Here is a 26324-nt window from a genome sequence, read left to right on the forward strand (position 1 = left end):
CACATGTATCATTCCCGATCCTTGTTCCGATCCATATCCCGATCCAGCTCGCGCTGGGCCGCAATCACTTCCGCCAGCCTCGCCGCCGCCTGCGCGGCCGAGGTGTCCCCCGCCTTCGCCTGCGACTGCTTGAACCTTCCCAGCACTTCGCGCGTCAAATCCGCCGACACCGAGCGCTGGCCGGCTTCCACCTTGCGCTCGCCGATTTCGCGTTCGGTCGCCGCCAGCTCGGCGGCCTGTTCGTCCTGGCGCTTGCTTTCCAAATTCACCAGGTGCTTGCGCGCATCGGCCATCTGCAAGGTGGCATGCGCCGCCTTGCGCTGCATCTCGGCATGCTGCTGGGCGTGTTCCAGCAACGCGCGCTGGGCTTCGCGTTTTTCCACCGCCGACTGCACCGCGGCCTGCTCGACCAGTTCGCGCTCGCGCGCCAGGCGCGCCTGCGCTTCCTCGGCCTCGGCGCGCGCCTCGGCGGCCTGGGCGGCGGCGTGTTCCGACGCCAGCCGCGCCGCCTGCGCCTCGTTGGCGCGGGCGTCGGCCGCGGCCTGGGCGCGCTGGGCGGCCAGCTTGCGCTCGACCAGGGCCAGCGATTCGCGTGCCGACCGGGCGGCCTCGCGCTCGGCGCCGATCGCCTGCTCGGTCAACGCCACCTGCTGGCGCTCGACCTCGGCCCGCTCGGCCTGGGCCTGGGCCAGTTCCTGCGCGCGGCGCGCATGCGCCTGCTGGGCGTCGCGGGTCGACTCGGCCTGCGCCGCTTCTTCCGCTACCGCATCCTGCTGGGCCTGCTGCGCTTCGAAGGTGGCGCGCTGGGCTTCTTCCAGGCGCCGCTCGGCCTGCGCCCTGGCGGCCAGCGCCGCGGCGGCGGCGGCTTCGGCTTCGCTGCGCGCCTGGGCCGCCAGCATCGATTCCTGTTCGGCCGCCACCTTGTGCTCGAGCTGGGCCAGCGCTTCGGCCTCGGCCGCGACCCGCTCGCGTTCGAGCTGGACCAGGCGTTCGGCTTCTTCGCGCTTTTGCTCGGCCAGTTGCGCGGCCTGGCGCTGCAGTTCGACCAGTTCGGCGTCGAATGCCACCGCATCCGCCTCGTCGGCATTGCGCTTGGCCTGGATCTCGGCCGCCTCGCGGGCCAGGGCCGCTTTTTGTTCAGCCAGGGCCTGCTCGCGCCGGTGTTCCTCGGCCTCAGCCTTGGCCGCCTCCACCGCCGCCTCGTCGGCCGCACGGCGCGCGCGCGCCTCGAGCGCCGCCACGGCCTCGGCCTCGAGCCGGGCCTGCACCTGCTCGTCCGCTTCTTCCTCGGCGCGGGCGCGGTCTTCGGCCACCAGGCGCAGCTTGCGGTCGGTCTCGATGCGGGCCTCGGTCGCGGCCAGGATGCGCGTCTCGGCCTCGCGCCGCGCCTCGGCGCTGGCGGCTGCCATCTGCTCCAGGCGCTCGCGGTGGGTGGCGGCGTCGCGCAATTCCTTCTCGGTCTGCAGGCGCATGCGCAGCGACTGGGCCGCGACCCGCTCGGATTCGGCCTGGGCCAGCGCGATCGCCTCGCGCTCCTGTTCGATATGGGCGTAGGCGCGCGCTTCTTCCAGCGCGCGCGCCTCGGCCGCGGCGCGCGAGAAGGCCGAGGCCAGCGCCACCTGGTCGGCGCGTTCGCGCTGTTGCGTCAGTTCCAGCGCCTCGGTCTCGGCCTGGGCCAGCTTCTCGGCGGTCTGACGCGCGGCTTTTTCGGCGCGCTCGCGCTCGCGCGCCAGGATCGCGATACGGGCGTCGGCGCTGGCGTTGTGCAGCACTTCTTCCTTCGCCGCCTCCACCGCCGCCATGCGCTCGGCGGCCTGCAGGCGCGCCTGTTCGGTATGCGCCACCAGCTCGTCAGCCGCGCGGGCCGCCTTGGCCGACAGCTCCGCCTCGGCCTCCATCTGGGCCGCGGCGCGGCGCCGCGCTTCTTCTTCGGAGCGCGAGCGGGCCTCGGTCGCCAGCCGGATCTCGGTATCGCTCTTGACCCGTTCGCGCAGCTCGGCGGTCTCTTGCCGGATCGCTTCCAGGCGCTCGGCCGACGCTTTCGCCGCGGCGCGCAGCGAATCCAGCCGGTCGCGGTTGGCTGCGATCGCGTCTTCGGAGGCCTGGGAATTGGCCAGCGCGGCGGCAGCAGCGGCGGCGTCGAGGGCGGCGCGCTCCTCGGCCAGCGCGCGGGCGCGCGACTCGGCGGTCTGGCGGCTCTCGGCGGCGACGTTGGCCTTGGCCTCGGCTTCGACGCGCGCGATCGCTTCCTGGATCTCGCGCATTTCCAGCGGCTTGCGGGCGCCCGGCGTAGGGGCGCCCGGCGTAGGGGCGTCCGGCACAGGCGCGTCCGGCGCCGGCGCAGCAGGCATCAGGTCATTCGGCAGGTCGGCATCGTCTTGCTTGGCTGGATTCGGTTCCATGCGAGGTCTCGGTGGCGGCGGTCTGGTCGATTATCCAGTAAAACCGTTCCGGCTGCTACGCGGAACTGGGCGGCAATATTGGTTCAGCTCATCCATTAGACGGGCCATAGCGGCGGCTCGTCCATCAGGGCCACCTGCTCGCGCAGCTCCAGGATGCGGTCTTGCCAGTAGCGCTGGGTGTTAAACCAGGGGAAAGCCGCCGGAAAGGCCGGATCGTCCCATCGCATCGCCAGCCAGGCCGAGTAATGAATCAGGCGCAGGGTGCGCAAGGCCTCGACCAGGTACAGCTGGCGCGGGTGGAATTCGGCAAAATCTTCATAGCCGGCCAAGACGTCGCCCATCTGGCGCACCATCTCGTGACGCTCGCCCGAGAGCAGCATCCACAAGTCCTGCACCGCTGGCCCCATGCGGCTGTCGTCGAAGTCGACGAAATGCGGGCCGTCGGGCGTCCACAGCACGTTGCCGCCGTGGCAGTCGCCATGCAGGCGCAAGAGGGGCAACTCGCCGGCCCGCTCGTAGCAGCGCGCCACCCCATCGAGGGCTTGCTCGACCACGCTCGACCAGGCCGCCATCAGCTCAGGCGGGATGAAATCATGGCTGCGCAGCCAGTCATAGGGCTGGCGGCCAAAGGTGACCGGGTCGAGCGCAGGACGATGCTGGTATGGCCTGGCCGCGCCCTGGGCGTGAATACGGCCGATGAAACGGCCAATCCATTCCAGCACGGCCGGGTCGCCCAGTTCGGGCGCGCGGCCGCCGCGCCGTTCGAACACCGAAAAGCGGAAGCCTTCGTAGTCGTGCAGCGTCTTGCCATCGATGACCATGGCAGGCACCACCGGCACTTCCTGCTCGACCAACTCGGCCACGAAGGCGTGTTCCTCGAGAATGGCCTCATCGCTCCAACGCGCCGGGCGGTAGAACTTGACCACCACCGGCGCCCCTTCTTCGCGTCCGACCTGGTAGACCCGGTTCTCGTAGCTATTCAGCGCCAGCAGGCGGCCGTCGCCGTACAGCCCGACGCTGTCGAGCGCGTCCATCACCAGGGCGGGATCGAGGCGGGAGAAAGGGTGTTCAGGCGTGTCGCCGGCTGTGGTCATGTTATCCATGCCCGCATTGTACGGTGGCGCACGGCGAAGCGGAAATCGCCCGCGATTCACCCTTGCTGGGTTCGCGGCCGCACAGAGTAAAGACATTGATACAAGGTTTCATGTCACAAACACAGCCAGACGCATTCCGCGTTGGCGTGACACCTGATTGGAACCTTATGAAAAAGATGACCCTGACCCTGGTCGCCCTCGCCGCCGGCATGCTAGCTGGTACCGCCATCGCCCAGAATGCCCAGCCGCCAAAGGCCGAGCCGGCCATGCAAAAGGTGCTGGACGCGATGGCCGCGCTGAAACCGAAGCCGATCGAGACCTTGACGCCGGCCGAGGCGCGCAAGCAGCCGAGCGCCGCCGACGCGGTCAAGAAAGTGCTGTCGGATGCCGGCCAGAGCACCGCGCCGGAACCGGGCGTCACCATGAAGACGCAGACGGTCCAGGGCAAGGGCGGCAGCTTCCCGGTCCATATCTTCACGCCCGAGGGCACGGGACCGTTCCCGGTCATCGTCTACTACCACGGCGGCGGCTTCGTGATCGCCGACACCAAGGTGTATGAAGCGTCGGTGCGCGCGCTGGCCAAGGGCGCCAAGGCGATCGTGGTGTCGGCCGACTATCGCCTGGCGCCCGAACACACCTTCCCGACCCAGCCTGAAGACGCCTTCGCCGCCTACAAATGGGCGATCGAGAACGCGAAGCAGTTCAATGGCGACCCGATGCGCGTGGCGGTGGCCGGCGAATCGGCCGGCGGCAACCTCGCGACCGTGGTCTCGATGATGGCGCGCGACCAGAAAGCCCAGCTGCCGCTGCACCAGTTGCTGGTGTATCCAGTCGTCGACAACGACATGAACAACGAATCGTACAAGAAGAATGCCAACGCCAAGCCGCTCAACAAGGCGATGATGGGCTGGTTCTTCAAGCACTATGGCGCCGATCCGAAGAGCCCATACGCGCTGCCGCTGAAGGCGACCTCGCTCAAGGGCTTGCCGCCGGCGACCGTGATCACGGCCGAGATCGATCCGCTGATGACTGAGGGCAAGGCGTACGCCGACCGTCTCAAGAAAGAAGGCGTGACCGTCAACTACCGCCACTTCACGGGCGTGACCCATGAATTCTTCGGCATGGGCGCCGTGGTGCCGAAAGCCAAGGAAGCCCAGCAGTTCGCCGCCGACGAACTGGCCAAGGCCTTCAACGCCAAGCGCTGATCCCGTCCCGGCGCCGCGGCCGTTGCGCCGCGGCGCCATCTGCCTTGTGGATAGCGGTTTTTTTCGTGCCGCACGGCGGCGCAGGCGTTACACTGGCGCCTTTACGCACAACCGGCGCCCGCGCGCCACCACCAGACACTCCCATGCATCTCGAACAGCCCCTCTCCGAAAAAGAATTCGACGAACTCGACCAGTTCCTGTTATCCGACCGTTGCTCCGACGACGCGATGACGATGGACACCCTGCACGGCTTCCTGACCGCGATCGCGATCGGGCCGGAAACCATCATGCCGGCCGAATGGCTGCCAAAGGTATGGGGCGAGGACGCCGCGGACGCGCCGAAGTGGAAGAACCAGCGCGAGGAAGAAAAAATCGTCAACCTGATCATGCGCTTCATGAACGAAGTCCTGATCACGTTCGAAGTCTCGCCCAAGGAATTCGAGCCACTGTTCGTCGAGCATGAATTCGAAGGCAAGGTGCTGATCGATCCGGAAGCCTGGTGCTGGGGCTTCTGGGAAGGCGTCGAACTGCGCGCCGACTCCTGGGATTCCATCTGGAGCTCGGACGTGGCCGAACTGGCGCGCCCGATCTACCTGCTGGGCGCCGACGAGATCGATGAAGAAGAACTGGCCCTGGTCGACAACCCGCACAAGATCCACGCGCTGGCCCTGGAAATCGAGGCCAATGTCCCGGCCATCTACCGCTACTGGCTGCCGCTGCGCAAGGCCGCGGTCGAGACCGTGGTGCGCGAGGAGCCGAAGGTCGGCCGCAACGACGATTGCCCTTGCGGCAGCGGCAAGAAGTTCAAGAAGTGCTGCGGGGCGGAATCGGCTCAATAAAATTCGCCGTATTGGATCGTAGGGTGGAAGGCTTCGCCTTCCACGCGGTGATAGTTGGCAGATAAATCCATCCAGCGCGAAACCGGAGCGGATAACCGTCACCACGTGGACGGCAGAGCCGTCCACGCCACGTTCACAGCAGCATCACGCGGCCAGCTGGACGCCATGCAAGGCATCGAGCACTTCGACCGGCCCCGCCATCCCCACCAGCTTGCCCGCCCCATCGATCACCGGCACCCGCGCCAGACCGTGGCGTCCCGCCAGCGCGGCCACCGCGCTGGCCGGTTGAATGGCCTGCACGGCGATCCCGGTCATCATCAGTTCGGCCACCCGCGCCGCGTCCTTCTTCCCGCCCAGCACACCCAGCGCCCGCGTCCTGAAACTGCGCGCCTCGGCCTGCGCCACCTCGTGCAGCAGGGACTTCAGGGTCAGCACCCCATGCAGCCGCCCTTCTCCATCCACCACCGGCAAGGACGGCAGGCCGTGCCTGAGCAGGATGGCGCGCGCCGTCGCCAGCGGCATGTCGGGCGCCAGCCGCGCCAGCGGCGGCACCACCACGTCGCCCGCCTGCAGCATGCGCGCACGGCGCTCGGCAGCGTGGTGTTCGGCCTCGTTGACGATCACGGCCAGGTCGTCGCGCGAGACGTCGAGCGCTTCGCCGAAGTGCTCCAGCGCGGCGTCGATGTCCTCGGCCGCCACGGCCGATGGCGCTGGGGCGGGCTTGTGCACGTGGTGAGCGCCCGTCACCCGGTTGTAGAGCAGCGCCGCCAGCACCAGCAGCACTGTGTTCAAGCCGACCGGCGCCAGAGCGAAACCCAGTCCCAACTCGTGTACTTCCGATCCGCCCAGCACCGCCGTCATGGCCACCGCCCCGCCCGGCGGGTGCAGGCAGCGCAGCAGGAACATCACGGCGATCGCCAGGCCGCCAGCCAGCGGCGCGGCGAACATCGGTTCCGGCACCAGCTGGGCACAGGCGACGCCCACCAGGGCCGAGACCAGATTGCCGCCGATGGCCGGCCAGGGCTGGGCCAGGGGACTGGCGGGCACGCAGAACAGCAGCACGGCCGACGCCGCCATGGGGGCGACCAGCCAGGCGGCATGGAAGCCGGGCGCGCTCCAGGCCAGCACGAGCTGGCTCAGGACACCGGACAGCGCCAGGCCGAACAGCGCGCCGAACGCGGCCCGCGCCTGGCCCATGGGCGGCAAGGCGACCGGGTGCGGCCGCCGCAGCAGGGTAAGAAGAAAGGATGGCATTGCACCAACGTTGAGCGCAAAGACTGTTATTACAGCACATTTGCACGAAATGGGTGCAAGACAGTCCAGAATTGGTGCAACTGACTGCTCGAGCGACTTGGGCACCCGCCTACGCGGGTGCGACGGTTTGCTGGCCCGGGTCGTGGGTTGCGCCTGCTCCTGATCCTGCGCCCGCCTCCCCCGCCTCCCCCGCCTCACTGCGCACGCCCTCGAGCACCCGCAGCAGGATGTCGACATTGACCGGCTTGACCAGGTGATGCTGGAAACCGGCGGCCAGCGCGGCGTCGCGGTCCTGCTGCTGGCCGTAGCCGGTGATCGCGACCAGGGTCGCGCCGCTGGTCGCCGGGTCGGCCTTCAGGCGGCGCGCCAGTTCGCGGCCGTCCATTTCGGGCAGGCCGATGTCGAGCAGGCACACATCAGGCCGCACGCTGCGCGCGCGTTCGAGCGCCGGTAACGACCCGTGCTCGATCGCCACCTCGTGGCCCTGGGCCGACAGCAGCAGGCCCAGCGTCTCGGCGGCGTCATGGTTGTCGTCCACCACCAGGATGCGCAAGACCGCCTCGCCGGCCGGACAGGCCGCGCCAGGTTCGGGCGCCGGCGCGTCTTCTTCGTGCAGCAGCGGCAGGCTGATCACGAAGGTGCTGCCCTTGCCCAGGCCCGGGCTGGAACAGCCGACCGTGCCGCCATGCAGCTCGACCAGGTGCTTGACCAGGGCCAGTCCGAGCCCCAGGCCGCCCTGCGAGCGGTCGGACGAGCGCTCGGCCTGGGTGAACAGGTCGAATACGCGGCCGGTGAGCTCGCGGTCCATGCCGATGCCCTCGTCGCGCACGCTCAGCACCAGGCGCGTGCCCAGCACCTCGGCGCGCAGGTCGATGCCGCGCCCGGGCGGCGTGTACTTGGCCGCATTGCCCAGCACATTGGCCACCACCTGCACCAGGCGCGCCTTGTCGCCGCGCACCGCCGCCGTATCGGGCGGCAGGCGCACGCCCAGTTGCTGCGAGCGCGCGTCGATCGTCGGCCGCACCTGCTCCACCGCTTCCTCGACCACGGTGCGCGCCGCCACCCGCGCCTGGCCCAGGGTGATGAGGCCGCGCGTGACGCGCGACACGTCCAGCAGGTCGTCCACGAGGCGCGTCATGTGGCGCACCTGGCGCCCGATGATGGTGCTGCTCTGGTGCACCCGGCGCTCGTCCATATTGCCCATGCGCAGCAGCTCGGCGGCGGCGCTGATCGGCGCCAGCGGATTACGCAACTCGTGCGCCAGCATCGCCAGGAATTCGTCCTTGCGGCGGTCGGCTTCCATTAATTTATCTTCCGCCAGCTTGCGGTCGGTGATGTCGCGGAAGAAGCTGGCGATGCCGCCGTCCTGGGTCGGATAGGCGCGGATATCGGTCCAGATGCGGCGGCCGTCCGGGAAGGTATGACACTGTTCGGCGGCGCCGGCGCGGCGCGTGTCCATCACGCGCCGGTACATGTGGCCAGCCTCGCTGTCGGCCATCGCGGTGAACACTTCCCAGTGGTTGCGGCCGATAACCTCTTCGCGCGTGACGGCGCAGATGCGCAAGCCCTCCGCATTCATGCGCTGCATGATCCAGTTGCGGTCGAACAGGGCGAAGCCTTCGGAGATATTGTCGAAGATGTCGCGGCTGCGGTCGCGTTCCTCGCGCAGCAGCGCCTGGGCGCGCGCGGTCTCGGCCGCGGCCCAGGTGCGCTCGGCCACGTCGCAGGCGAGCCGCACGTCGTGGGCGGTCCAGGAGCGCGGCGTCGGCGCATCGGCGCCCAGGCAGGCGATCAGGCGGCCCGATTTGACGAGCGGCACCACCAGCAAGGCGCCGATGCGTTCATCGTGCCAGGCGGCGCGCGGGTCGTTGGCGGCATCGTGGATGCGCACCACGGCCCCACTGCGCAGCTCGTCCACTACCGCGGGAGGAAAGTCCTGCAGCGGCGAGCGCGGCGCGGCGCCCTGGTCGGGCCACAGGCGCGGGGCGTCCAGCTGGCCGCTGATCGGATCGATCTCGGCGTACAGCACCCGCGCCGCGCCCAGCTCGACGCCCAGCAGGGCGCTGGCGGTGGCGATCACCTCGCCCGGATCTTCCAGTGGGCCGAGGGCGTCGGATACCCTGAGCTGGAAGGCGGCGCGGCGCTCTGCCAGCACGCGGCCCGTGGTTTCCATGCAGGTGCAGAACAGGCCGCCGACCTGGCCGGCGCCATCGTACAGCGGCGCATACGAGAAGGTGAACCAGGCGCGCTCCGGGTAGCCGTTGCGCAGCAGGCTCAGTTCGAGGTCTTCGAAGAACACCGCCTCGCCCGCCATGGTGCGCTCGACCAGCGGTTGCAGCTCGGGCCAGGCTTCCGGCCATACTTCGGCGAAAGGCAGCCCCGGCGCGCACGGATGGCGCTCGCCCAGGATGGGAATATAGGCGTCGTTGTGCAGGAAGGCGAGCTGCGGGCCCCACGCGATGAACATCGGGAAGGACGAATGCAGCATCATCTCCACCGCGGTGCGCAGCGGCGGCGGCCAGCCCTCGGGAGCGCCGAGGCTGGACGTATGCCAGTCGTGGCCGCGCATGCGCGCCGCCACCTGGCCATCACTCGAGAAAGCGGTATGCGGGAGCGGAACCATACCGCCGATTGTCGCACACCTGCTTATCAATACAGCACTGTTTTTTTGCTGTTTTTACCGCATTTTTTATCCGACTATTTCTGGATGAAATGCTCGCGGTAATAGCGCAGCTCGTCGATCGACTCGGTGATGTCGGCCAGCGCCGTGTGCTTCTGGGCCTTCCTGAAACCGCTGGCGACCTCGGGCTTCCAGCGGCGGCACAATTCCTTCAGGGTCGACACGTCCAGGTTACGGTAGTGGAAGAAGGCTTCCAGCTTCGGCATGCCGCGCGCCATGAAGCGGCGGTCCTGGCAGATCGAGTTGCCGCACATCGGCGATTTATTGGCCGGTACGTATTTCTTGAGGAAGGCGATCAGTTCCTGCTCGGCCTGGGCTTCGGTGACGGTCGACGCCTTCACGCGGTCGATCAGGCCCGACTTGCCGTGGGTGCCCTTGTTCCAGTTGTCCATCTTGTCCAGGGTGGCGTCCGACTGGTGGATGGCGAATACCGGGCCCTCGGCGATGACGTTCAGCTCGGGATCGGTGACAACCACCGCCACCTCGATGATGCGGTCGTTGTCCGGATCCAGGCCGGTCATTTCCATGTCCACCCAGACCAGGTTGAACTCGTTGGGACGCTGGGCCGCGGCGGACTCGGTGGTTGGTGTAGCTTGTGACATAATTCTCTCTTTGCCTAGTCGTGTTTTATCCAATCCTGCATTTTCTCACAGGCACAGAATGTCTTCATTCGGGTTTTCGGTTTTGTTCGTCGTTTTCTTCGTGCTGACCCTGGTGCTGCGCACCTGGCTGGCCGCGCGCCATATCCGCCATATCGCGCGCCACCGCGCCAGCGTGCCGGCCGAGTTTGCGCCAAAGGTGCCGCTGGCGGCGCACCAGAAAGCGGCCGACTATACCGTCGCCAAGACCCGCCTCGGCCTGGTGGGCATGCTGTGGGGCGGCGCGGTCCTGATCGGCTTTACCCTGCTGGGCGGCCTGCAGCTGCTGTCGCTGGCCATCCTGCCGCTGACCGGGCCGGGCCTGTGGCACCAGATGGCGCTGGTGGTGGCCTTCGGCATAGTCTCCGGCCTGCTCGACCTGCCGCTCGACTGGTACCGCCAGTTCGTGCTGGAGCAGCGCTTCGGCTTCAACAAGATGACACCCGGCCTGTGGGTCACTGACATGGTCAAGGGCGCAGTCGTTGGCGCCGTGATCGGCCTGCCGCTGCTGTGGGTCGTGCTGACCCTGATGGAAAAGTCGGGAGACCTGTGGTGGTTTTACACCTGGCTGGTGTGGAGCGGCTTCCAGCTGCTCATGATCGCGGTCTACCCGAGCGTGATCGCGCCGCTGTTCAATAAATTCACCCCGCTCGAAGACGCCAGCCTCAAGCAGCGCATCGAAGGCCTGATGGCGCGCGTCGGCTTTGCGTCGCGCGGCCTGTTCGTGATGGACGGTTCCAGGCGCAGCGCCCACGGCAACGCTTATTTCTCCGGCCTCGGCCGCGCCAAGCGCATCGTGTTCTTCGACACCCTGCTGTCGCGCCTCGAGCCGCAAGAGATCGAGGCCGTGCTGGCGCACGAACTCGGCCACTTCAAGCTGCGCCACATCGTCAAGCGCGTGACCGTGATGTTCGCCATGTCGCTGGCCTTCCTGGCCCTGCTCGGCTACCTGAAAGGCCAGGCCTGGTTCTATACGGGCCTGGGCGTGCTGCCCTTCATGAACGCCGCGAACGACGGCATGGCCCTGTTGCTCTTCGTTTTGGTACTGCCGGTGTTTACCTTCCCGCTGGCGCCGCTGTCCTCGATCACGTCGCGCAAGCACGAATTCGAGGCGGATGCCTTCGCGGCGCAGCATACCGACAGTCGCCACCTGGTGTCGGCCCTGGTCAAGATGTACGAGGATAACGCCTCGACCCTGACGCCGGATCCGCTGCATTCGGCCTTCTACGATTCGCATCCGCCGGCCTCGGTGCGGGTGAAACACCTGACGATGGCGGGCGCATGAAGCTCGAACACCGCGACTGCGTCCACAATGCGAAGGCGCTCGATCCCTGGGCGATCGATGCGCTACTGGCTGACGTCCCTGGCTGGATGTCGGTCGACGGCATCCTGTCGCGCGAATTCCGCCTGCCGGACTACCGCGCCACCATCGCCTTCGTGAACGCGGTGGCGCAGGTCGCCGAAGCCCAGGACCATCATCCTGAAATGACGGTCGGCTATGCCACCTGCCGCGTGACGTGGAGCACCCACTCGGCCGGCGGCGCCCTGACCGAAAACGATTTTATCTGCGCCGCGAAAGTGAATGCGCTTTACCAAGGAATCACCAGCGCATGAGCGACTCACTCGACACCCTGACTGGAACCATCATTGCGGCCCATGGCCGTCACTACCTGGCCGACGCGAACGGCGAAAAGCTGCAATGCGTCACGCGCGGCAAGAAGACCAATGTCGCCGTGGGCGACGTCGTGCACCTCAAGCGCACCTCGAACGACCAGGCCGTGATCGAGAAGATCGCCGAGCGCACCACCCTGCTCTACCGCTCCGACCAGTATAAATCGAAGCTGCTGGCGGCGAACATCTCGCGCCTGTTCATCGTCGTCGCCACCGAACCCGGCTTCACCGACGACCTGGTCTCGCGCGCGCTGGTGGCCTGCGAGGCGGCCGGCATCGAGGCCCACCTCATCCTGAACAAGATCGACGTCGACGACCTGCTGCCGCGCGCGCGCGAACGGGTCGCGCCGTATGCCGCGCTGGGTTATCCGGTGCACGAGGTGTCGGCCAAGGCCCGGCCCGAGGAGACCGTGGCCAAGCTGGCGCCACTGCTGGCGGGCCACTCGTCGATCTTCATCGGCCAGTCGGGCATGGGCAAGTCGTCGATGATCAACCTCTTGGTGCCGGACGCCGACATCGCGGTGCGCGAGATCTCGGCGGCCCTCGACACGGGCAAGCACACCACGACGTTTACCCGCCTGTACTGGCTGCCCGAGGTGGATGGGAAGCCTTCGGCGATCATCGATTCGCCCGGCTTCCAGGAATTCGGCCTGTATCACCTGACCGAAGGGATGCTGGAACGCGCCTTCGTCGAGTTCACGCCCTACCTGGGCGGCTGCAAATATTACAACTGCCGCCACCTGGCCGAGCCGCAATGCGCGGTGCTGGACGCGGTCGCCGAAGGCAAGATCGCGCGCATGCGCCACGAGCTGTATGCGCAGCTGCTGCACGAGTCGTCACAGACCCTGTACTAATAAACAAGCAGAAACCGTCACTTTCCCTAACGGAAAGAAAAAGCCCTTATAATTCAAGGGACAACAAACGAGTAGACCAGATTATGCCAGGCACCACTCCGATCAAGCACTTCCTGCAATTCTCCGACTTCACGCGCGACGAGTTCGAATACGTCATCAAGCGCGCGGCGATCATCAAGCGCAAGTTCAAGGCCTACGAGGTCTATCATCCGCTGGTCGACCGCACCCTGGTGATGGTGTTCGAAAAGAGCTCGACCCGTACCCGCCTCAGTTTCGAGGCCGGCATGCACCAGCTGGGCGGCGCCGCCATCTACCTGAATACCCGCGACAGCCAGCTGGGCCGCGGCGAGCCGGTCGAAGACGCCGGCCAGGTCATGAGCCGCATGTGCGACATCATCATGGTGCGCACCTTCGGCCAGGACATCATCGAGCGCTTCGCCGCCAATTCGCGCGTACCGGTGATTAACGGCCTGACCAACGAACACCACCCCTGCCAGGTGCTGGCCGACGTGTTCACCTTCTGGGAACACCGCGGCTCGATCGCCGGCAAGACGGTGGCCTGGATCGGCGACGCCAACAATATGCTGTACTCGTGGCTGCAGGCGGCCGAGGTATTCGGCTTCCACCTGAACGTATCGACGCCGAAGGGCTACGAGATCGATCCGAGCCTGGTATCGACTTCGCGCTACACCCTGTTCGACGATCCGTCGGAAGCCTGTCTAGGTGCCCACCTGGTCAATACCGACGTCTGGACCAGCATGGGCTACGAGAAGGAAAACGCAGAACGGTTGAAAGCGTTTGACGGCTTCATCGTCGACGAAGCCAAGATGGCGCGTGCGGCCGACGACGCCCTCTTCATGCACTGCCTGCCTGCGCACCGCGGCGAGGAAGTCTCGGCCGGCGTCATCGACGGCCCGCAATCGGTGGTCTGGGACGAAGCCGAGAACCGCCTGCACGTGCAGAAAGCCCTGATCGAGTACCTGCTGCTCGGCCGTATTGAAGACTAATTTTTTACCCCCGAAGCTTGATCGTTGGCCGTCCATCCTGTTGTAATGACGGGATGGATTTGCGCGCCAGCTGACCATCATTCCCCTACCATCCCTCCATCACTGGAACTCCCATGAGCGACATCAAGAAAGTAGTCCTTGCCTATTCCGGCGGTCTCGACACCTCCGTCATCCTGAAATGGCTGCAGGACAATTACAACTGCGAAATCGTCACCTTTACCGCCGACCTCGGCCAGGGTGAAGAACTGGAACCGGCGCGCGCCAAGGCGCTGAAGTTCGGCATCAAGCCAGAGAATATCTATATCGACGATGTGCGCGAAGAGTTCGTACGCGACTTCGTGTTCCCGATGTTCCGCGCCAACACCGTGTATGAAGGCGAGTACCTGCTGGGCACTTCGATCGCGCGTCCGCTGATCGCCAAGCGCCTGATCGAGATCGCCAACGAGACCGGCGCCGACGCCATCTCGCACGGCGCGACCGGCAAGGGCAACGACCAGGTGCGCTTCGAGCTGGGCGCCTATGCGCTGAAGCCGGACGTCAAGGTCATCGCGCCATGGCGCGAATGGGACCTGCTGTCGCGCGAAAAACTGCTGAAGTACGCGGAAGACGCCGGCATCGCGATCGACATGAAGCACAAGAACGGCGGCGCGCCCTACTCGATGGACGCCAACCTGCTGCACATCTCGTTCGAAGGCCGTCACCTGGAAAACCCGAGCGCCGAAGCCGAGGAATCGATGTGGCGCTGGACCGTGTCGCCCGAGCAGGCGCCGGATGAAGCCGAGTACCTCGATATCGAATACGAAAAAGGCGACATCGTCGGCCTGAATGGCAAGCGCCTGTCGCCGGCCGCCGTGTTGACCGAGCTGAACCGCCTGGGCGGCAAGCACGGCATCGGCCGCCTGGACCTGGTGGAAAACCGCTACGTCGGCATGAAGTCGCGCGGCTGCTATGAAACCCCGGGCGGCACCATCATGCTGCGCGCGCACCGCGCGATCGAATCGATCACGCTGGACCGCGAAGTGGCGCACCTGAAGGACGACCTGATGCCGCGCTATGCATCGTTGATCTATAACGGCTACTGGTGGGCGCCGGAACGCGTCGCGCTGCAGACGCTGATCGACCATACCCAGGCGACCGTGAACGGCTGGGTGCGCATCAAGCTGTACAAGGGCAATGTGATCGTCGTGTCGCGCGATTCGAAGACCGATTCGCTGTTCGACATGACTATCGCCACCTTCGACGAAGACGGCGGCGCCTACAACCAGGCGGATGCGGGCGGCTTCATCAAGCTGAACGCGCTGCGCATGCGCATCGCTGCGAAGGCGCGCGCGAAGCGCGGGCAGTAAGATTGTCGTGGACCGGTTGTGCGGCCGGTTCTGGGCAAGCAAATAAACCGCCTTCGGGCGGTTTTTCGTTTTTGGGTTTGGGCTGGTGGGTGTGAAGGCGTGGGTGGTGTGCTGGCGAACTTGGGTTCCCGCCTGCGCGGGAACGACGTGCCAGGGGACGTGGCCGGAGCCTCGTTGTTCGCATTCCGCCACCACACCCAACGTCGTTCCCGCGCAGGCGGGAACCCAAGCTACTTTGCGCCGCCACAAGCCCACCCCGCACCCGCACACGCAAACTGGCCCTCATGGACAAGCCCTCCTACGTCTACATGCTGGCCAGCCGCCCCTACGGCACCCTCTATATCGGCGTCACCTCCGACCTGATCAAACGCATCTGGCAGCACAAGGAAGCTGCAGTACACAGCTTCACGAAACACTATGACATCAAGCGCCTGGTCTGGTACGAAATCCACACCGACATCACCGCCGCCATCACCCGCGAAAAACAGCTCAAACGCTGGAACCGCGACTGGAAAATCAACCTGATCCAGTCGATCAATCCTGCCTGGCGTGACTTGTACCCCGACATCTGCCAGTGAGCCCAGGTCACGTCGCACGCATCAGCGCGGCTCCCACTCCGCCCACAGCTTGCGCTCGGTCGCATCCAGATCCGACTGCACGCGCAGCTTCGGCCTGGCATCGAACACCATGGTCGGCCGCTTGGCCAGGTCATACGCCGGCCAGGCCGGCGCATTGCCCGCCGCCGGGCGCCCGGTCTTGATAAACGACAGCCACTGCCCGAACATCACGTCCTTCAACTGCTCGGCCTCGGGACCGACCGGCCCCAGGTGCGGCGCCGTCGAATCGTGCAGGTTGTCGAATACCAGCGCCAGTTCCGAGCCGTGTACCGCATACCCCACCTTCTCGCCGCTGGCGAACGGCATGTCGAGGCGGTACACATAGGCCTTGCCGCCGCCCTTGGCCTGGGCCTCGGCCATGCGCACGGTCGGGATCCAGTATTCCACCGCGCTCAGGGCCTTGTAGCGCAGCTGGGCGTCGTTCAGCCTGGGGAAGGCTTTCGGATACTTCGAGAACACCTTGTCGAATTCACTAAGGGGCAGGTTGGCCAGCTCCTTGCCCTCGATATTGCCGTTCATGGTCTTGGCCGGGCCAAAGAACGCATTCTCGTCGCGCGCGGTGCCCATGATGACCGGGATATCGCGCGCCACACCCTGCGCCAGCGCCGCCACCGGCAGTACTGGCATCGTGACGCCATCGACCACGCCGCGGAACGGATATTTATAGGAGTTCTCGGCGATCAGCTTGACCTGGGCCGCCAGCAGATCCTTGGCCGGCAAGGTCGTCAGCTCGCGCGCGCGGCTCTTGTCCAGGCCAGCCCGCGCCAGGATGCCTTCGGTGACTTCGCTCGCCATGGTTGGCGTGGCCAGGGTCTGGCCGCCGCCGCTCTGGCTGATCGCGCCGTGGAACAGGCCTTTCGCGGCAGGCATCGCCAGCAGCGACACCACGTTCTTGCCGCCGGCGCTCTGGCCGCCGATCGTCACGCGGCCCGGGTCGCCGCCGAAGGCCGCGATATTCTTCTGGATCCACTCCAGGCCCTTGATCTGGTCCAGCAGGCCGTTGTTGCCGCTGCCGACGTAGTCCTGGCCCAGCACGCTGCTCACGTCCATGAAGCCGAACACGCCCACGCGGTAGGCGACCGACACCACCACCACGCCCTGGCGCGCCATATTGGCGCCGTCGAACACCGGCATGCTGGTGGTGCCGGCCACGTTGCCGCCGCCGTAGATGTACACGTACACCGGATGCGGGCCCGGCGTCTTCGGCGTCCACACGTTCAGGTACAGGCAATCCTCGGAATACTCGGGCCCCACCGGCACGTACTTGCTGGGCCCGATCGGCATCTGGATCGGCGCCTTGGGGAAGGCCTTCGCTTCCAGCACGCCGCTCCATGGCGCAGCCGACTGCGGCGCCTTGAAGCGCAGCGCGCCGACCGGCGGCTGGGCGTAGGGGATGCCGAGGTAGCGCGCGACGTCGCCGCCATCCTGGCCGCGCAGCACGCCGGACGGGGTGCGCAGTTCGGCGGTAGCGTCGGTGAACGCGGCGGCCCAGGCGGGCGCCTGCAGCATCAGGCCGGCGGCCAGCAGGAGTTTGGCGCCGGTGGTCAGGAACAGTCGTTTCGAATTCATGTCAGCCTTCATGGTGTTGGTCGAGGGTCGAGAAGTCAAGCATCACGGGATGCGCGGGAAGTTGAACAACGCGCCGATATTGGCGTTGATGCGCACGCCCAGCACCAGCGCATCCTGGATGTCGCGCGGGTAGTTCGGCGTCACGCGCGAATCGGGCTTGTGCAGGTACTGGATGTTCGGCGCCACCGTCACGCCCGGCGCCAGCGCATAGCTGTAGGCCGCTTCCAGCACATAGCCTTCCGAGTTCACGCGGCCGGTGCCGCCGCCCAGCGCGCGCCGCTCGCTCAGGAACGCCACCTGCTTGTCCGGCATCTTGAGCGTGCTGGCGACGATGCCGAAGGTATCGTTGTCACGGCCGGCGAAGGTGCCAGTCTTGACCACGCCGACCTTGGCCGTGTACTTGATCGCTTCCGAATCGCTGCGGTTGTACACCATGCTGCCGAACATGGCGACGTTGCGGCGCGACTTCAGGTCGGGCCGCCACAAGACCCTGTCGCCCATCAGGTACAGGCCGTTGCCGTGGCGGTGCGTGAGGCGCTTGCCGCCGAAGCGGGTGAACGACTGCCCTGCCGTATTCAGGTAGACGTCGTTGCGCGCCGCGTCGAGGTACCAGATACCCAGGCGCACGCGGCGCGGCATCGGATCGTTATGGAACTCGGTCTCGTAGCCCGTCTCGAGCATGTAGTTCTGGCCGGTGATGCGGCTCGAGCTGAAATCCCACAGGTGGGTGCCGGCGTCCAGCGTGGCCGGGTCGATCGAGAACGAGCCGGCATGCACATAGGTCTTCTCGCTCGGCCGGTAGCTGATTCGACCGCCCCAGGTCGACAGCGGCGCCAGCACGGTGCCGGACGACTGGCTGAAGCCATACAGCGCGCCGCTGTGGGCGTGGTTCTGGAACAGGGTCGAGAACGGCGACTTGGCGAAAGTCTGGAAGGCGCTCATGCGGCCGATCGAGAAGCTCAGGTCGTTCTTGTTCACCAGCGAGAAGTTCTGGTGGAAGCTCAGGTCGAGGAAGCGCAGCAGCGTGAACGGCGCCGAGTTTTCCTGGGCCGACGTGCCGCCGCCGATGTAGTAGCTGGTCAGGCTGCGGCTCTTGATGCCGATGATGGTGGCCTGGACCTTGCCGCCCTTCCAGCCGACCAGCCGGTCGAGGTCGAAGTCGGCGCCCGCCACCGCGTACTGCGAGGCGGTGGCGCCCTGGTCGATGCCGCCGCTGGGATTGGCCGCCAGTTCCATGTTCAGCATCAGGCGGGTATAGATGCCCTTGTCGGCCAGCGAGGCCAGCACGCCGCTATCGGTCGGCTTTTGCGGCGCCGCCTGGCGCCCCGCCTCGGTGGTCACCGCCGCATCGGTGGCGCCGGCGCGGGCCGGATTCGGGGCCTGGGCCCAGGCCGCGCTGGCGCCCATCGCGCACACCATGGCGCAGGCGCCGGACAGGCGCTTTCGGTCGAGTCTACTCATCTTCTCACTCCATCATTCTAGTTAATTGTCGGGAACGGTTCGAGGACGGCGGGCCGGGTTCAGGCCAGTGCGGCGGTGACCTCGATCTCGATCAGGAAGTCCGGCAGCGCCAGCGCCGCCACACCCACCACCGTGTTGGCGGCCGGCTCGGCCTCGCCGTAGAAGGCCGCGATCTCGGCGCAGATCGGACCCAGTTTTTCCGGGTCGTGGTTGACGATGTAGGTGCGCATGCGCACCACGTCGGCCGGGGTGGCGCCGGCCGCGGCCAGCACCTGCTTCAGGTTGGCCAGCGCCTGGCGCGCCTGGGCCACCACGTCGCTGCCGCCCACCAGCTGGTACTGGCTGTCCCAGGCCACCTGGCCGGCCAGGTGCAGGGTGCGGCCGGGCTGCTGCTCGACGGCGTGGGAAAAGCCGAACGGGACGCTGGCATACATGGTGTCGGGATTGATGGCGCGGCGGGTCATGGAATGCTCCTGGTTCGAAGGTGATTGGGTTGGTCGGATGCGCTCATGGCGCCCGGGTACCGCTGCCGTGCTGGCACAGCTCGAAGATGTGGCCCCACGGGTCGCGGAAATAACGGAAGGCCGAACCGGCGGTCGGCCCCTCGTCGAGGGCGATGCGCTCCATCACGCTGCAGCCGTTTTCCAGCAGCACGGCGGCCGAGGCTTCGAGGTCGTCGACCTCGATCCCGAGGTGGTGGCTGCCGACGTGGTTGCTGGGCAGCGGCGCGCTGCTGCCGCCCAGCGGGCGCCGGTACTCGAACAGCTCGAGCCGGAAGCCATCCGGGAACTGCAGCATCGCCAGCCGCAGCCGGGCGTCCGGAATGCCGAGGTGCGCCTCGGTCCAGTCGCGCCCCTCGGCGTCGCGCGGGATGTCGGCCGCGTCCAGCGGTCCCAGGGCGTAGAGCGGCGTCACACCGAACACGCGGCGGTAGAAATCGATGACGGGTTCCAGCTCGGCGACCGTCCAGGAGACGTGATCGATGCGGCGGAAACTGATAAGTGCTTGGCTCAAGGCGTGACCTTTCCTGACGCGGTGTGCGTCATGCGTGAACATCGGTGGAACGAAACTTCAAGAAGGCGGCGGCGCACGCTGGCGCCGCCGCGGTTCCTCAGGCGGCGGCCGCCTTGCCAGTCGGCGCCGGCGCCACCGGCAAGCCCGGTCCGAGCGCCAGGCCGGCGCGGCCCGGCGCCCTGGTCATGAGGCTGACCGCCACCATCACCACGGCATTGATGGCCATGGCCAGCAGGCCCGGCTCCCAGCCCGGCAGGGTCGCCGCCCAGTAGGTCTTGGCGAACGGCGCGACCAGGGCGGTAAAGCCCGCGACCACGCCGCAGATGACGCCGACGGCGGTGGCGCGGCGCCACAGGAAGGCCAGGAACACGCCCGGGGCCAGCATGCCGATGGCCGAATAGGCGTTGAGCAGGATCGACATCAGCGAACCTTTCTGCAGCAGCGAGACCGCCACCGCGATCACCGCGAAACCGACCACCGACACCCGCGACAGCAGCAGCGCGTTGCGCTCGCCCAGGTTCGGCGCCAGCGGCGTGACCACGTTGCGGGTGAAGATCGAGGCGGCGGTCAGCAGCAGCACCGAGCCCGGGGCCAGCGCCAGCAGGAAGCCGGTGCCGGCCAGCAGGCCGATCACCCACTCGGGATACTGGTTCGACACGAACTGCAGCAGGGCCGCGTTCATGTTGCCGCCCGGCGGCTGGGTGCCGGCCACCAGCGCGCCCAGGCCCAGCACGATGATGAAGAAGAAGGCCAGCGAATAGATCGGCTGCCAGATGGCGTTGCGACGGATCGCGGTCGGGCTGTGGGCCGAATACGAAATCTGGAACAGGTGCGGGAACACCCAGTTGCCGAGCGCGATGTTCAGGGCCGAGGTGATCAGCCAGATGCCGGTGGTGGTGGCGTTCGGATCGATGCCGGGAAGTTTGGTGATGCCGGGATAGCTTTGCTCGGCCAGGGTGAACACGTCCATCAGCGAGCTGGCGCCGACCTTGTCGGCCAGGGTCCAGGCCAGGATCACGACCAGCACCACCATCAGGATGTCCTTGATCGCCGCCGCATAGGCGGCCGAGCGCAGGCCGGCGAACAGCACGAAGGTCACCATCACCAGGCCCGCGAGCAGGTGCGAGACGAGCGGCGAGACGGCGTCGCCGAAGGTGAGCGCGACCACCAGGCCCAGGCTCACCAGCTGGATCTGCACGTACACGATCAGGGCGCCGATGCCGACGATCCCCGTGACCACGCCCAGCCACGGCGCCTCGTAGCGGGCGGCAAAGAAGTCGGCCTGGGTCACCAGGCCGGCCGTGCGCCCGGCGCGCCAGATCTTCGGCATCAGCAAATAGCCGATGGCATACGACAGCGACACCGAGCAGAAGGCCAGGTAGGCCGGCGCGCCCATCGCCCAGGCATAGCCGGCGATGCCGAACACGGCGAAGGTGGTATAGATCTCACCGGCGTTCATGAACCAGAACAGCAGGGTGCCCATGCCGCGGCCACCCAGCGCCCAGTCGGCGACGGTCTTGTTCTTCGTCTTGGCGCGGCCGAAGCCGATGGCGCCGACCACGGTCGTCAGCAGCAGCAGGAGTACGATGCTCAGTTTCATGCGTGCCCCGCCGGCGCCTGGGCGCTTTCGCTATTGGCGATGGCGGCCATGAAGGCTTCTTCCTCGGCCTGCACCCCGGCGCGGCGATCGAGTTCGAATACGATCGCGAACAGCACCGTGGCCAGGATCACACCGGCCATCTGCCAGGCCATGGGGAATGGCAGGCCGAACGGCTTGTAGGTCACATCGTTGATGAAAGGCGCCATGCCGAGCTGCCACACGAAGGGCAAGGTCAGCAGCCACAAGTGGCCTCGGCGGATCACCCGTGCGGGTGGATCGGTATGCAAATCGGACTTCATGGCGGAACCTTTTCGATACGATGAGATGTTTGTGCAGCAAAACTGCACAACGAAACTTATTTTAAGAAATGTACGAAGTCAAGATTTTTAAACGCGATTGTCATAATCCGGCCAAAAACGAGGGAAAGCACGTAGATTCCCTGCCACAAGCAAATAATTGACAAGCGTAAAAGCAGGTGAAATAATCAAAGAGCGTGCAGTATTAATGCACGAATGCCCCGGAATGGTGCGTACTGCGGTGCGTGCACCCGGGCTGTACATGAAGAGGAGTTCCTGTGATTGGTAAACGTCTGCATGACCTGCGCGTGGCGCGCGGCCTGTCCCTGCGCGGCCTGGCCGAGATCGCGGGCGTCTCGCCGACCCTGCTCAGCCAGGTCGAGCGCGAAGTGACCGAACCGAGCCTGACCACGCTGCGCAGCCTGAGCGCGGTGTTCGGCGAATCGATGTCGGCCCTGTTCGCCGACCCCGGCGCGCCGTCGGTCTGGCACAGCCGCCCCGGCGAACGCACCACCCTGATGGGCCCCAAGGGCGGCGTCAGCTACGAGCGCCTGACCCGCGGCAACGGCCAGATGGAAGTGCTGCGCGCCGTGTTCGCGCCGGGCCAGTTCTCGGCCGAGGATGGCCTGCGCCACCCGTCGCTCGAATGCGTGTACGTAATCAAGGGCACCCTGACGGCCGAGATCGCGGGCGCCGTCTACCACGTGGCGGCCGGCGAAAGCATCACCTTCGACGCCCAGCAGTCGCACCGCTACCGCAATGCCGGGAACGAGGATGCCGAAGTGATCGTCTCGATCACGCCGCCCGTGCCCTGAGCCGCATACCGTTGTTTTGAGCCTGGACATCGTCCTGGCTGCGCCCTGCGCCGCCAGCGGCCCCCGCTCGCCCTTTTTTTGACTGGAATGGACCACCATGAACCGCAACGACATCAACTGGACCGGCTACATCCCGGCCATCACCACCCCCTTCACCCGCGACGGCGCGATGGCATGGGACGACCTCGCCGCGCAGCTGGAGTGGTACGTCGAGCAGCGCATGCATGGCGTGGTCCTGGCCGGCACCTCGGGCGAATGGTTCAGCATGAACGAGCACGAACGCGCCCAGCTGTTCGAAGAAGCCGGCCGCACCATCGACCGCCGCATCACCGTGCTGGGCGGCTGCAACGCTTATACCGCCGATGAAGCGATCCGCCATGCGCGCGCCGCCGAGAAGGCTGGCCTGGACGGCATCCTGCTGACCCCTCCCCCCTATATGGTGCCGAGCCGGCGCGAACTGGTCCAGTTCTACCAGGACGTCTCGGACGCCACCGACATCCCGATCTGCGTCTACAACTGGCCGCGCGGCTGCGTGGTCGACATGGATACCGAGCTGCTGGGCGAGATCAGCGAGATCGACCACGTGGTCGCGATCAAGAATTCCACGCCCAACTTCGCCGGCTTCCTGGAAGGCCTGTACGCGCTGGGCAACAAGGTGCGCTACTTCAACGTGCCGACCTCGGAACTGGGCGCCGACCTGGTCTCGATCGGCCGCGGCGACGGCCTGATGGGCGCCGGCGGCGTGCTCGGTTCGGACCATCCCGACTTCTGGCGCCTGATCGAGAACGGCGACAAGGCCGGCGCGGTGGCGCTCGGCGCGCGCGACCGGGTAATCATGAAAGCCTGGTTCAACAAGGACTTCGCCGGCAACTTCGGCAGCGCCCAGGCCATCCTCAAGACCGCCCTGCGCCTGCGCGGTGTGCCGGCCGGCTACGTGCGCCGTCCGCTGCTCGACCTGACCCCGGCCGAGGTGGAACAGGTGCGCGCCACGCTCGAAGGCCTCGGCATCGAGACCGGCGCCGCGTGAAGCAGCCGCCCGCTCCCGCCGACAGCCGCGTCGTCGACACCCTGGTGATCGGCGGCGGCCTGCTGGGCAGCGCCGTTGCGTACTACCTGGCGCAGGCCGGCAGCCGCGTGCTGCTGGCCGAGAAGGACCAGATCAACCGCCAGGCCTCGGGCCAGAACGCGGGCAGCCTGCACTTCCAGCTCGAATACCGGATGATCGAGAACGGCCTGGAAGCGGCGCGCAAGGCGGCCGAGGCGATGCCGTTGCACCTGCATGCGCAGCAGGCCTGGGCGGGCCTGGAGCAGGAACTGGGCAGCCCGCTGGGCGTGGCCCAGCATGGCGGCTTCATGGTGGCCGAGACGCCGCAACAGGTCGAACGCCTGGCGCAAAAAGTCGAACTGGAACGGGCGAGCGGCCTGGTGACCGATCTGCTCGATGGCGACGAGGTGCGGCGCCGCGCGCCCTACCTGGGGCCGTCGATCCTGGCGGCCGCCTTCTGTCCCACCGAGGGCAAGGCCGATCCGCGCCGCTGCGCGCTGGCCTATGCCAATGCCGCCGTGCGCCTGGGCGCCGAGCTGCGCACCGCCTGCAGCGTCACCACGCTGGCCAGGACCGCGCACGGCTGGCAGGCCAGCCTGGAAGACGGCAGCAACTGCCGCGCCGCCACCATCGTGATCGCGGCCGGCGCCTGGTCGGGCCGGGTCGCGCAGATGGCCGGCACCGTACTGCCGGTCAGCCCGGTCGGCCTGACGATGACGGCTACCGCGCGCAGCGCGCCGCTGGTGTCGCACCTGGTGCAGCATGCCGGGCGGCGGCTGTCGATGAAGCAGACCGGCGAAGGCAATGTGTTGATCGGCGGCGGCTGGCCGGCGCGCCTGCACCAGGAACACGGCATCGTCGACCTGGAACGCAAGCCCGAACTGCTGCTGTCCTCACTGGCCGGGAATATGGCGGCCGCGGCCAGCGTGGTGCCCGGCGTGGCCCATTTGCCGGTGCTGCGCGTCTGGACCGGCATGACGGCGCTGATTGCCGACCAGTTGCCGCTGATCGGCGAAGTGCCGCGCGCGCCGGGCGCCTTCATCGCCACCGGCGGCTCTGCCTTCACGCTCGGCCCCACTTATGCCCGCGTGCTGGCCGACAAGGTGCTCGGCAAGAGCCCCGTCTTCGACGTCAGCCGCTACGACCCCAACCGATTCGCGAGCCTGACCTTTGCTTAAAACCCTTCGCATCCAACCCAACGGCGGCGACGGCCTGCGCCCCGCGCCGGTCACCATTTTCGTCAATGGGGCCCCGACCACGGCCTATCCGGGCGAGACCGTCGCCACCGCCCTGCTGGCCGCCGGCAGCGCCCGTTTTCGCACCACGGCGCGCGGCGCGCCGCGCGCCCCTGTGTGCAATATGGGCGTGTGCTTCGAGTGCGCGGTGACGGTCGACGGCCGTCCCGGCACGCGCAGCTGCATGACCCTGGTCGCGGACGGCATGCGGATCGAGAGGTCCTGAATGACTACCGAACACAATGAAGACTACGACCTGCTGGTGGTCGGCGCCGGGCCGGCCGGCCTGGGCGCGGCGCTGGAAGCGGCCGCGCGCGGCCTGAAGGTGGCCGTGGTCGACGAACAGCATGCGCCGGGCGGCCAGATCTTCCGACAGCCCCCGGGCAGCTTCAAACAGCCCGAAGGCGGCGCAAAACTCGCCTATCCGTTCGGCCGCGAGCTGCTGCGGCGTGCGCGCGCCGACACCCGCATCGCCTGGCATTACGGGACCATGGCCTGGGGCGTGTTCCGCGACCCGCAGCAGGAGTGCCTGCGGCTGGGCGTGAGCAAGAACGACGCCGGCGCCATGCTGAACGGACGCGCGCTGCTGGTCGCCACCGGCGCCTATGACTTGCCGGTGGCCTTCCCCGGCTGGACCCTGCCCGGCGTGATGAGCGCCGGCGGCGTGCAGACCCTGCTGAAAAGCCAGTTCCTGCGTCCGGGCAGCCGCTTCGTGCTGGCCGGCTCGCATCCGCTGCTGCTGCTGGTGGCCGACCTGCTGCTGACATCCGGCGCCGAGGTGGCGGAAGTCGCGTTCGCGCGCCCGCGTCCCGCCATCGGAGAACTGCTGCGCGGCTGGCGCGCCGTGCCCGGCCATCTTGGCCTGATGTTGCAGGCGGCGCGCGCCGCGTGGAACCTGAAGCGGCATGGGGTACCGCTGCGCTTCGGCAGCATGATCAAGGCCGCATCCGGCGCCGACGCCGTCGACGGCGCGACCATGGTCGACGTCGACCGCGACTGGCGGCCGCTGCCCGGCACCGAACGCCATGTGGAGGCCGACACGCTGGTCATCGGCTACGGCCTGCTGGCATCGACCGAGCTGGCGCGCCAGGCCGGCTGCGCGGTCGACTACAAGCCCGATGAAGGCGGCTGGATCGTGCGCCGCGACGCCACCATGCGCAGCAGCGTGGACGGGGTCTGGGTGGCGGGCGAGCCGGGCGGCGTCGGCGGCGCCGAACTGGCCCACCTGGAGGGCCGGCTGGCGGCGCTGGACATCGCGCGCACGCTGGCGGCGCCTGGGCAGCGACCGGGTGACGACGAACTGGATGCCGTGCAGCGTGCGATCCGCAAGGCGCACCGCTTCAGCGACGTCGTGCGCGATTTCTTCGCCCCGAACATGGCGGCGCTGGCGCGGTTGGCCAGCGGCGATACATTGGTGTGCCGCTGCGAGGAAGTCAGCGCCGCCGAGGTTCGCGATTTCCTGGACAGGAATCCGCACGTCAGCGACGTCAACAGCGTCAAGCTGGCCTGCCGCACCGGCATGGGCATGTGCCAGGGTCGCTATTGCCAGCACACGACCGCGCAGATGCTCAGCGAAGCGACCGGCAAGCCGGTCGACTGCCTCGGCCACCACACGGCGCGGGCGCCGGTGAAACCGGTGTCGGTGATCAGTCTGGCGCAGTTGCAGGACACATTGAGGTAGG

The 26324-nt window shown here is 67.2% G+C and carries 24 protein-coding genes; 13 read left to right on the forward strand and 11 right to left on the reverse strand.

Annotation, left to right across the window (positions count from 1 at the left end):
- Positions 1-8 precede the first annotated feature (8 nt).
- Both Q9246_RS13175 and Q9246_RS13180 read right to left on the reverse strand, forming a co-directional pair.
- The gene (locus Q9246_RS13175) at positions 9-2402 is read right to left on the reverse strand and encodes a coiled-coil domain-containing protein (RefSeq protein WP_306397994.1); all 2394 of its coding nucleotides are present in this window, start codon (positions 2400-2402) and stop codon (positions 9-11) included.
- 95 nt (positions 2403-2497) lie between these two features.
- On the reverse strand, positions 2498-3505 hold the full coding sequence (locus tag Q9246_RS13180; protein ID WP_422802371.1) for a serine/threonine protein kinase: 1008 nt from the start codon (positions 3503-3505) through the stop codon (positions 2498-2500).
- A gap of 158 nt (positions 3506-3663) precedes the next feature.
- On the opposite strand from Q9246_RS13180, the gene Q9246_RS13185 reads away from it, so the two are divergent.
- Complete coding sequence (locus tag Q9246_RS13185; protein WP_306397996.1) at positions 3664-4701, forward strand: alpha/beta hydrolase; 1038 nt, start codon at positions 3664-3666, stop codon at positions 4699-4701.
- Between the two features lie 143 nt (positions 4702-4844).
- Positions 4845-5540 (forward strand): UPF0149 family protein, encoded by a 696-nt coding sequence (locus Q9246_RS13190; RefSeq protein ID WP_306397997.1) that lies wholly within the window; start codon positions 4845-4847, stop codon positions 5538-5540.
- A gap of 144 nt (positions 5541-5684) precedes the next feature.
- On the opposite strand, the gene Q9246_RS13195 is transcribed toward Q9246_RS13190, so the two are convergent.
- The 3 genes from Q9246_RS13195 to orn form a co-directional block, all read right to left on the reverse strand.
- Positions 5685-6794 (reverse strand): HPP family protein, encoded by a 1110-nt coding sequence (locus tag Q9246_RS13195; RefSeq protein WP_306397998.1) that lies wholly within the window; start codon positions 6792-6794, stop codon positions 5685-5687.
- Between the two features lie 109 nt (positions 6795-6903).
- Positions 6904-9417 (reverse strand): hybrid sensor histidine kinase/response regulator, encoded by a 2514-nt coding sequence (locus Q9246_RS13200; protein WP_306397999.1) that lies wholly within the window; start codon positions 9415-9417, stop codon positions 6904-6906.
- A gap of 74 nt (positions 9418-9491) precedes the next feature.
- On the reverse strand, positions 9492-10076 hold the full coding sequence (gene orn, locus Q9246_RS13205; RefSeq protein WP_306398000.1) for an oligoribonuclease: 585 nt from the start codon (positions 10074-10076) through the stop codon (positions 9492-9494).
- Between the two features lie 58 nt (positions 10077-10134).
- Here orn and Q9246_RS13210 point away from each other — a divergent pair, with 58 nt between their 5' ends.
- The 6 genes from Q9246_RS13210 to Q9246_RS13235 all read left to right on the forward strand — a co-directional run bounded on the left by Q9246_RS13210 (position 10135) and on the right by Q9246_RS13235 (position 15568).
- On the forward strand, positions 10135-11397 hold the full coding sequence (locus Q9246_RS13210; RefSeq protein ID WP_306398001.1) for a M48 family metallopeptidase: 1263 nt from the start codon (positions 10135-10137) through the stop codon (positions 11395-11397).
- Entirely contained in the window at positions 11394-11726 is a 333-nt protein-coding gene (locus Q9246_RS13215) for a 4a-hydroxytetrahydrobiopterin dehydratase (RefSeq protein ID WP_306398002.1), read from the forward strand. The genes Q9246_RS13210 and Q9246_RS13215 overlap by 4 nt, the downstream gene beginning before the upstream one ends.
- Positions 11723-12637, forward strand: a complete 915-nt coding sequence (gene rsgA, locus Q9246_RS13220; protein ID WP_306398003.1) for a ribosome small subunit-dependent GTPase A — start codon at positions 11723-11725, stop codon at positions 12635-12637. Before Q9246_RS13215 ends, rsgA begins: the two co-directional genes overlap by 4 nt.
- Positions 12638-12720: 83 nt before the next feature.
- Positions 12721-13644: an ornithine carbamoyltransferase gene (argF, locus tag Q9246_RS13225; RefSeq protein ID WP_306398004.1), complete on the forward strand. Its 924-nt coding sequence runs from the start codon at positions 12721-12723 to the stop codon at positions 13642-13644.
- A gap of 113 nt (positions 13645-13757) precedes the next feature.
- The gene (locus Q9246_RS13230) at positions 13758-14990 is read left to right on the forward strand and encodes an argininosuccinate synthase (RefSeq protein WP_306398005.1); all 1233 of its coding nucleotides are present in this window, start codon (positions 13758-13760) and stop codon (positions 14988-14990) included.
- 284 nt (positions 14991-15274) lie between these two features.
- Positions 15275-15568, forward strand: coding sequence for a GIY-YIG nuclease family protein (locus Q9246_RS13235; protein WP_306398006.1), 294 nt, complete (start codon positions 15275-15277; stop codon positions 15566-15568).
- A gap of 21 nt (positions 15569-15589) precedes the next feature.
- Here the strand turns inward: Q9246_RS13235 and Q9246_RS13240 are convergent, their stop codons facing one another.
- The 6 genes from Q9246_RS13240 to Q9246_RS13265 all read right to left on the reverse strand — a co-directional run bounded on the left by Q9246_RS13240 (position 15590) and on the right by Q9246_RS13265 (position 21550).
- A complete protein-coding gene (locus Q9246_RS13240; RefSeq protein WP_306398007.1) occupies positions 15590-17176 on the reverse strand; it encodes a carboxylesterase/lipase family protein in 1587 nt (528 codons plus the stop codon).
- Positions 17177-17218: 42 nt separating this feature from the next.
- Positions 17219-18637 carry a carbohydrate porin gene (locus tag Q9246_RS13245; RefSeq protein WP_306398009.1) on the reverse strand — a complete coding sequence of 473 codons (1419 nt, stop codon included), beginning with the start codon at positions 18635-18637 and terminating at the stop codon, positions 17219-17221.
- 59 nt (positions 18638-18696) lie between these two features.
- Positions 18697-19101 (reverse strand): RidA family protein, encoded by a 405-nt coding sequence (locus Q9246_RS13250; protein ID WP_306398011.1) that lies wholly within the window; start codon positions 19099-19101, stop codon positions 18697-18699.
- 43 nt (positions 19102-19144) lie between these two features.
- Positions 19145-19651, reverse strand: coding sequence for a VOC family protein (locus Q9246_RS13255; RefSeq protein WP_306398013.1), 507 nt, complete (start codon positions 19649-19651; stop codon positions 19145-19147).
- A gap of 97 nt (positions 19652-19748) precedes the next feature.
- A complete protein-coding gene (locus tag Q9246_RS13260) occupies positions 19749-21251 on the reverse strand; it encodes a sodium:solute symporter family protein (protein ID WP_306398015.1) in 1503 nt (500 codons plus the stop codon).
- Positions 21248-21550 carry a DUF3311 domain-containing protein gene (locus tag Q9246_RS13265; protein ID WP_306398017.1) on the reverse strand — a complete coding sequence of 101 codons (303 nt, stop codon included), beginning with the start codon at positions 21548-21550 and terminating at the stop codon, positions 21248-21250. The genes Q9246_RS13260 and Q9246_RS13265 overlap by 4 nt, the downstream gene beginning before the upstream one ends.
- A 275-nt stretch (positions 21551-21825) precedes the next feature.
- Between Q9246_RS13265 and Q9246_RS13270 the strand changes: the two genes are divergently transcribed.
- From Q9246_RS13270 to Q9246_RS13290, 5 genes are all read left to right on the forward strand, one after another.
- Complete coding sequence (locus tag Q9246_RS13270) at positions 21826-22362, forward strand: helix-turn-helix domain-containing protein (RefSeq protein WP_306398018.1); 537 nt, start codon at positions 21826-21828, stop codon at positions 22360-22362.
- Between the two features lie 97 nt (positions 22363-22459).
- Complete coding sequence (locus Q9246_RS13275) at positions 22460-23389, forward strand: dihydrodipicolinate synthase family protein (RefSeq protein ID WP_306398020.1); 930 nt, start codon at positions 22460-22462, stop codon at positions 23387-23389.
- Positions 23386-24585: an NAD(P)/FAD-dependent oxidoreductase gene (locus Q9246_RS13280; protein WP_306398021.1), complete on the forward strand. Its 1200-nt coding sequence runs from the start codon at positions 23386-23388 to the stop codon at positions 24583-24585. The genes Q9246_RS13275 and Q9246_RS13280 overlap by 4 nt, the downstream gene beginning before the upstream one ends.
- Positions 24578-24868 (forward strand): (2Fe-2S)-binding protein, encoded by a 291-nt coding sequence (locus Q9246_RS13285; RefSeq protein ID WP_306398023.1) that lies wholly within the window; start codon positions 24578-24580, stop codon positions 24866-24868. The genes Q9246_RS13280 and Q9246_RS13285 overlap by 8 nt, the downstream gene beginning before the upstream one ends.
- Entirely contained in the window at positions 24869-26323 is a 1455-nt protein-coding gene (locus tag Q9246_RS13290) for an FAD/NAD(P)-dependent oxidoreductase (RefSeq protein WP_306398024.1), read from the forward strand.
- The last annotated feature ends 1 nt before the right edge of the window (position 26324 follow it).

Source organism: Telluria beijingensis, assembly GCF_030770395.1.
GTDB classification, from domain to species: Bacteria; Pseudomonadota; Gammaproteobacteria; order Burkholderiales; family Burkholderiaceae_D; genus Telluria; species Telluria beijingensis.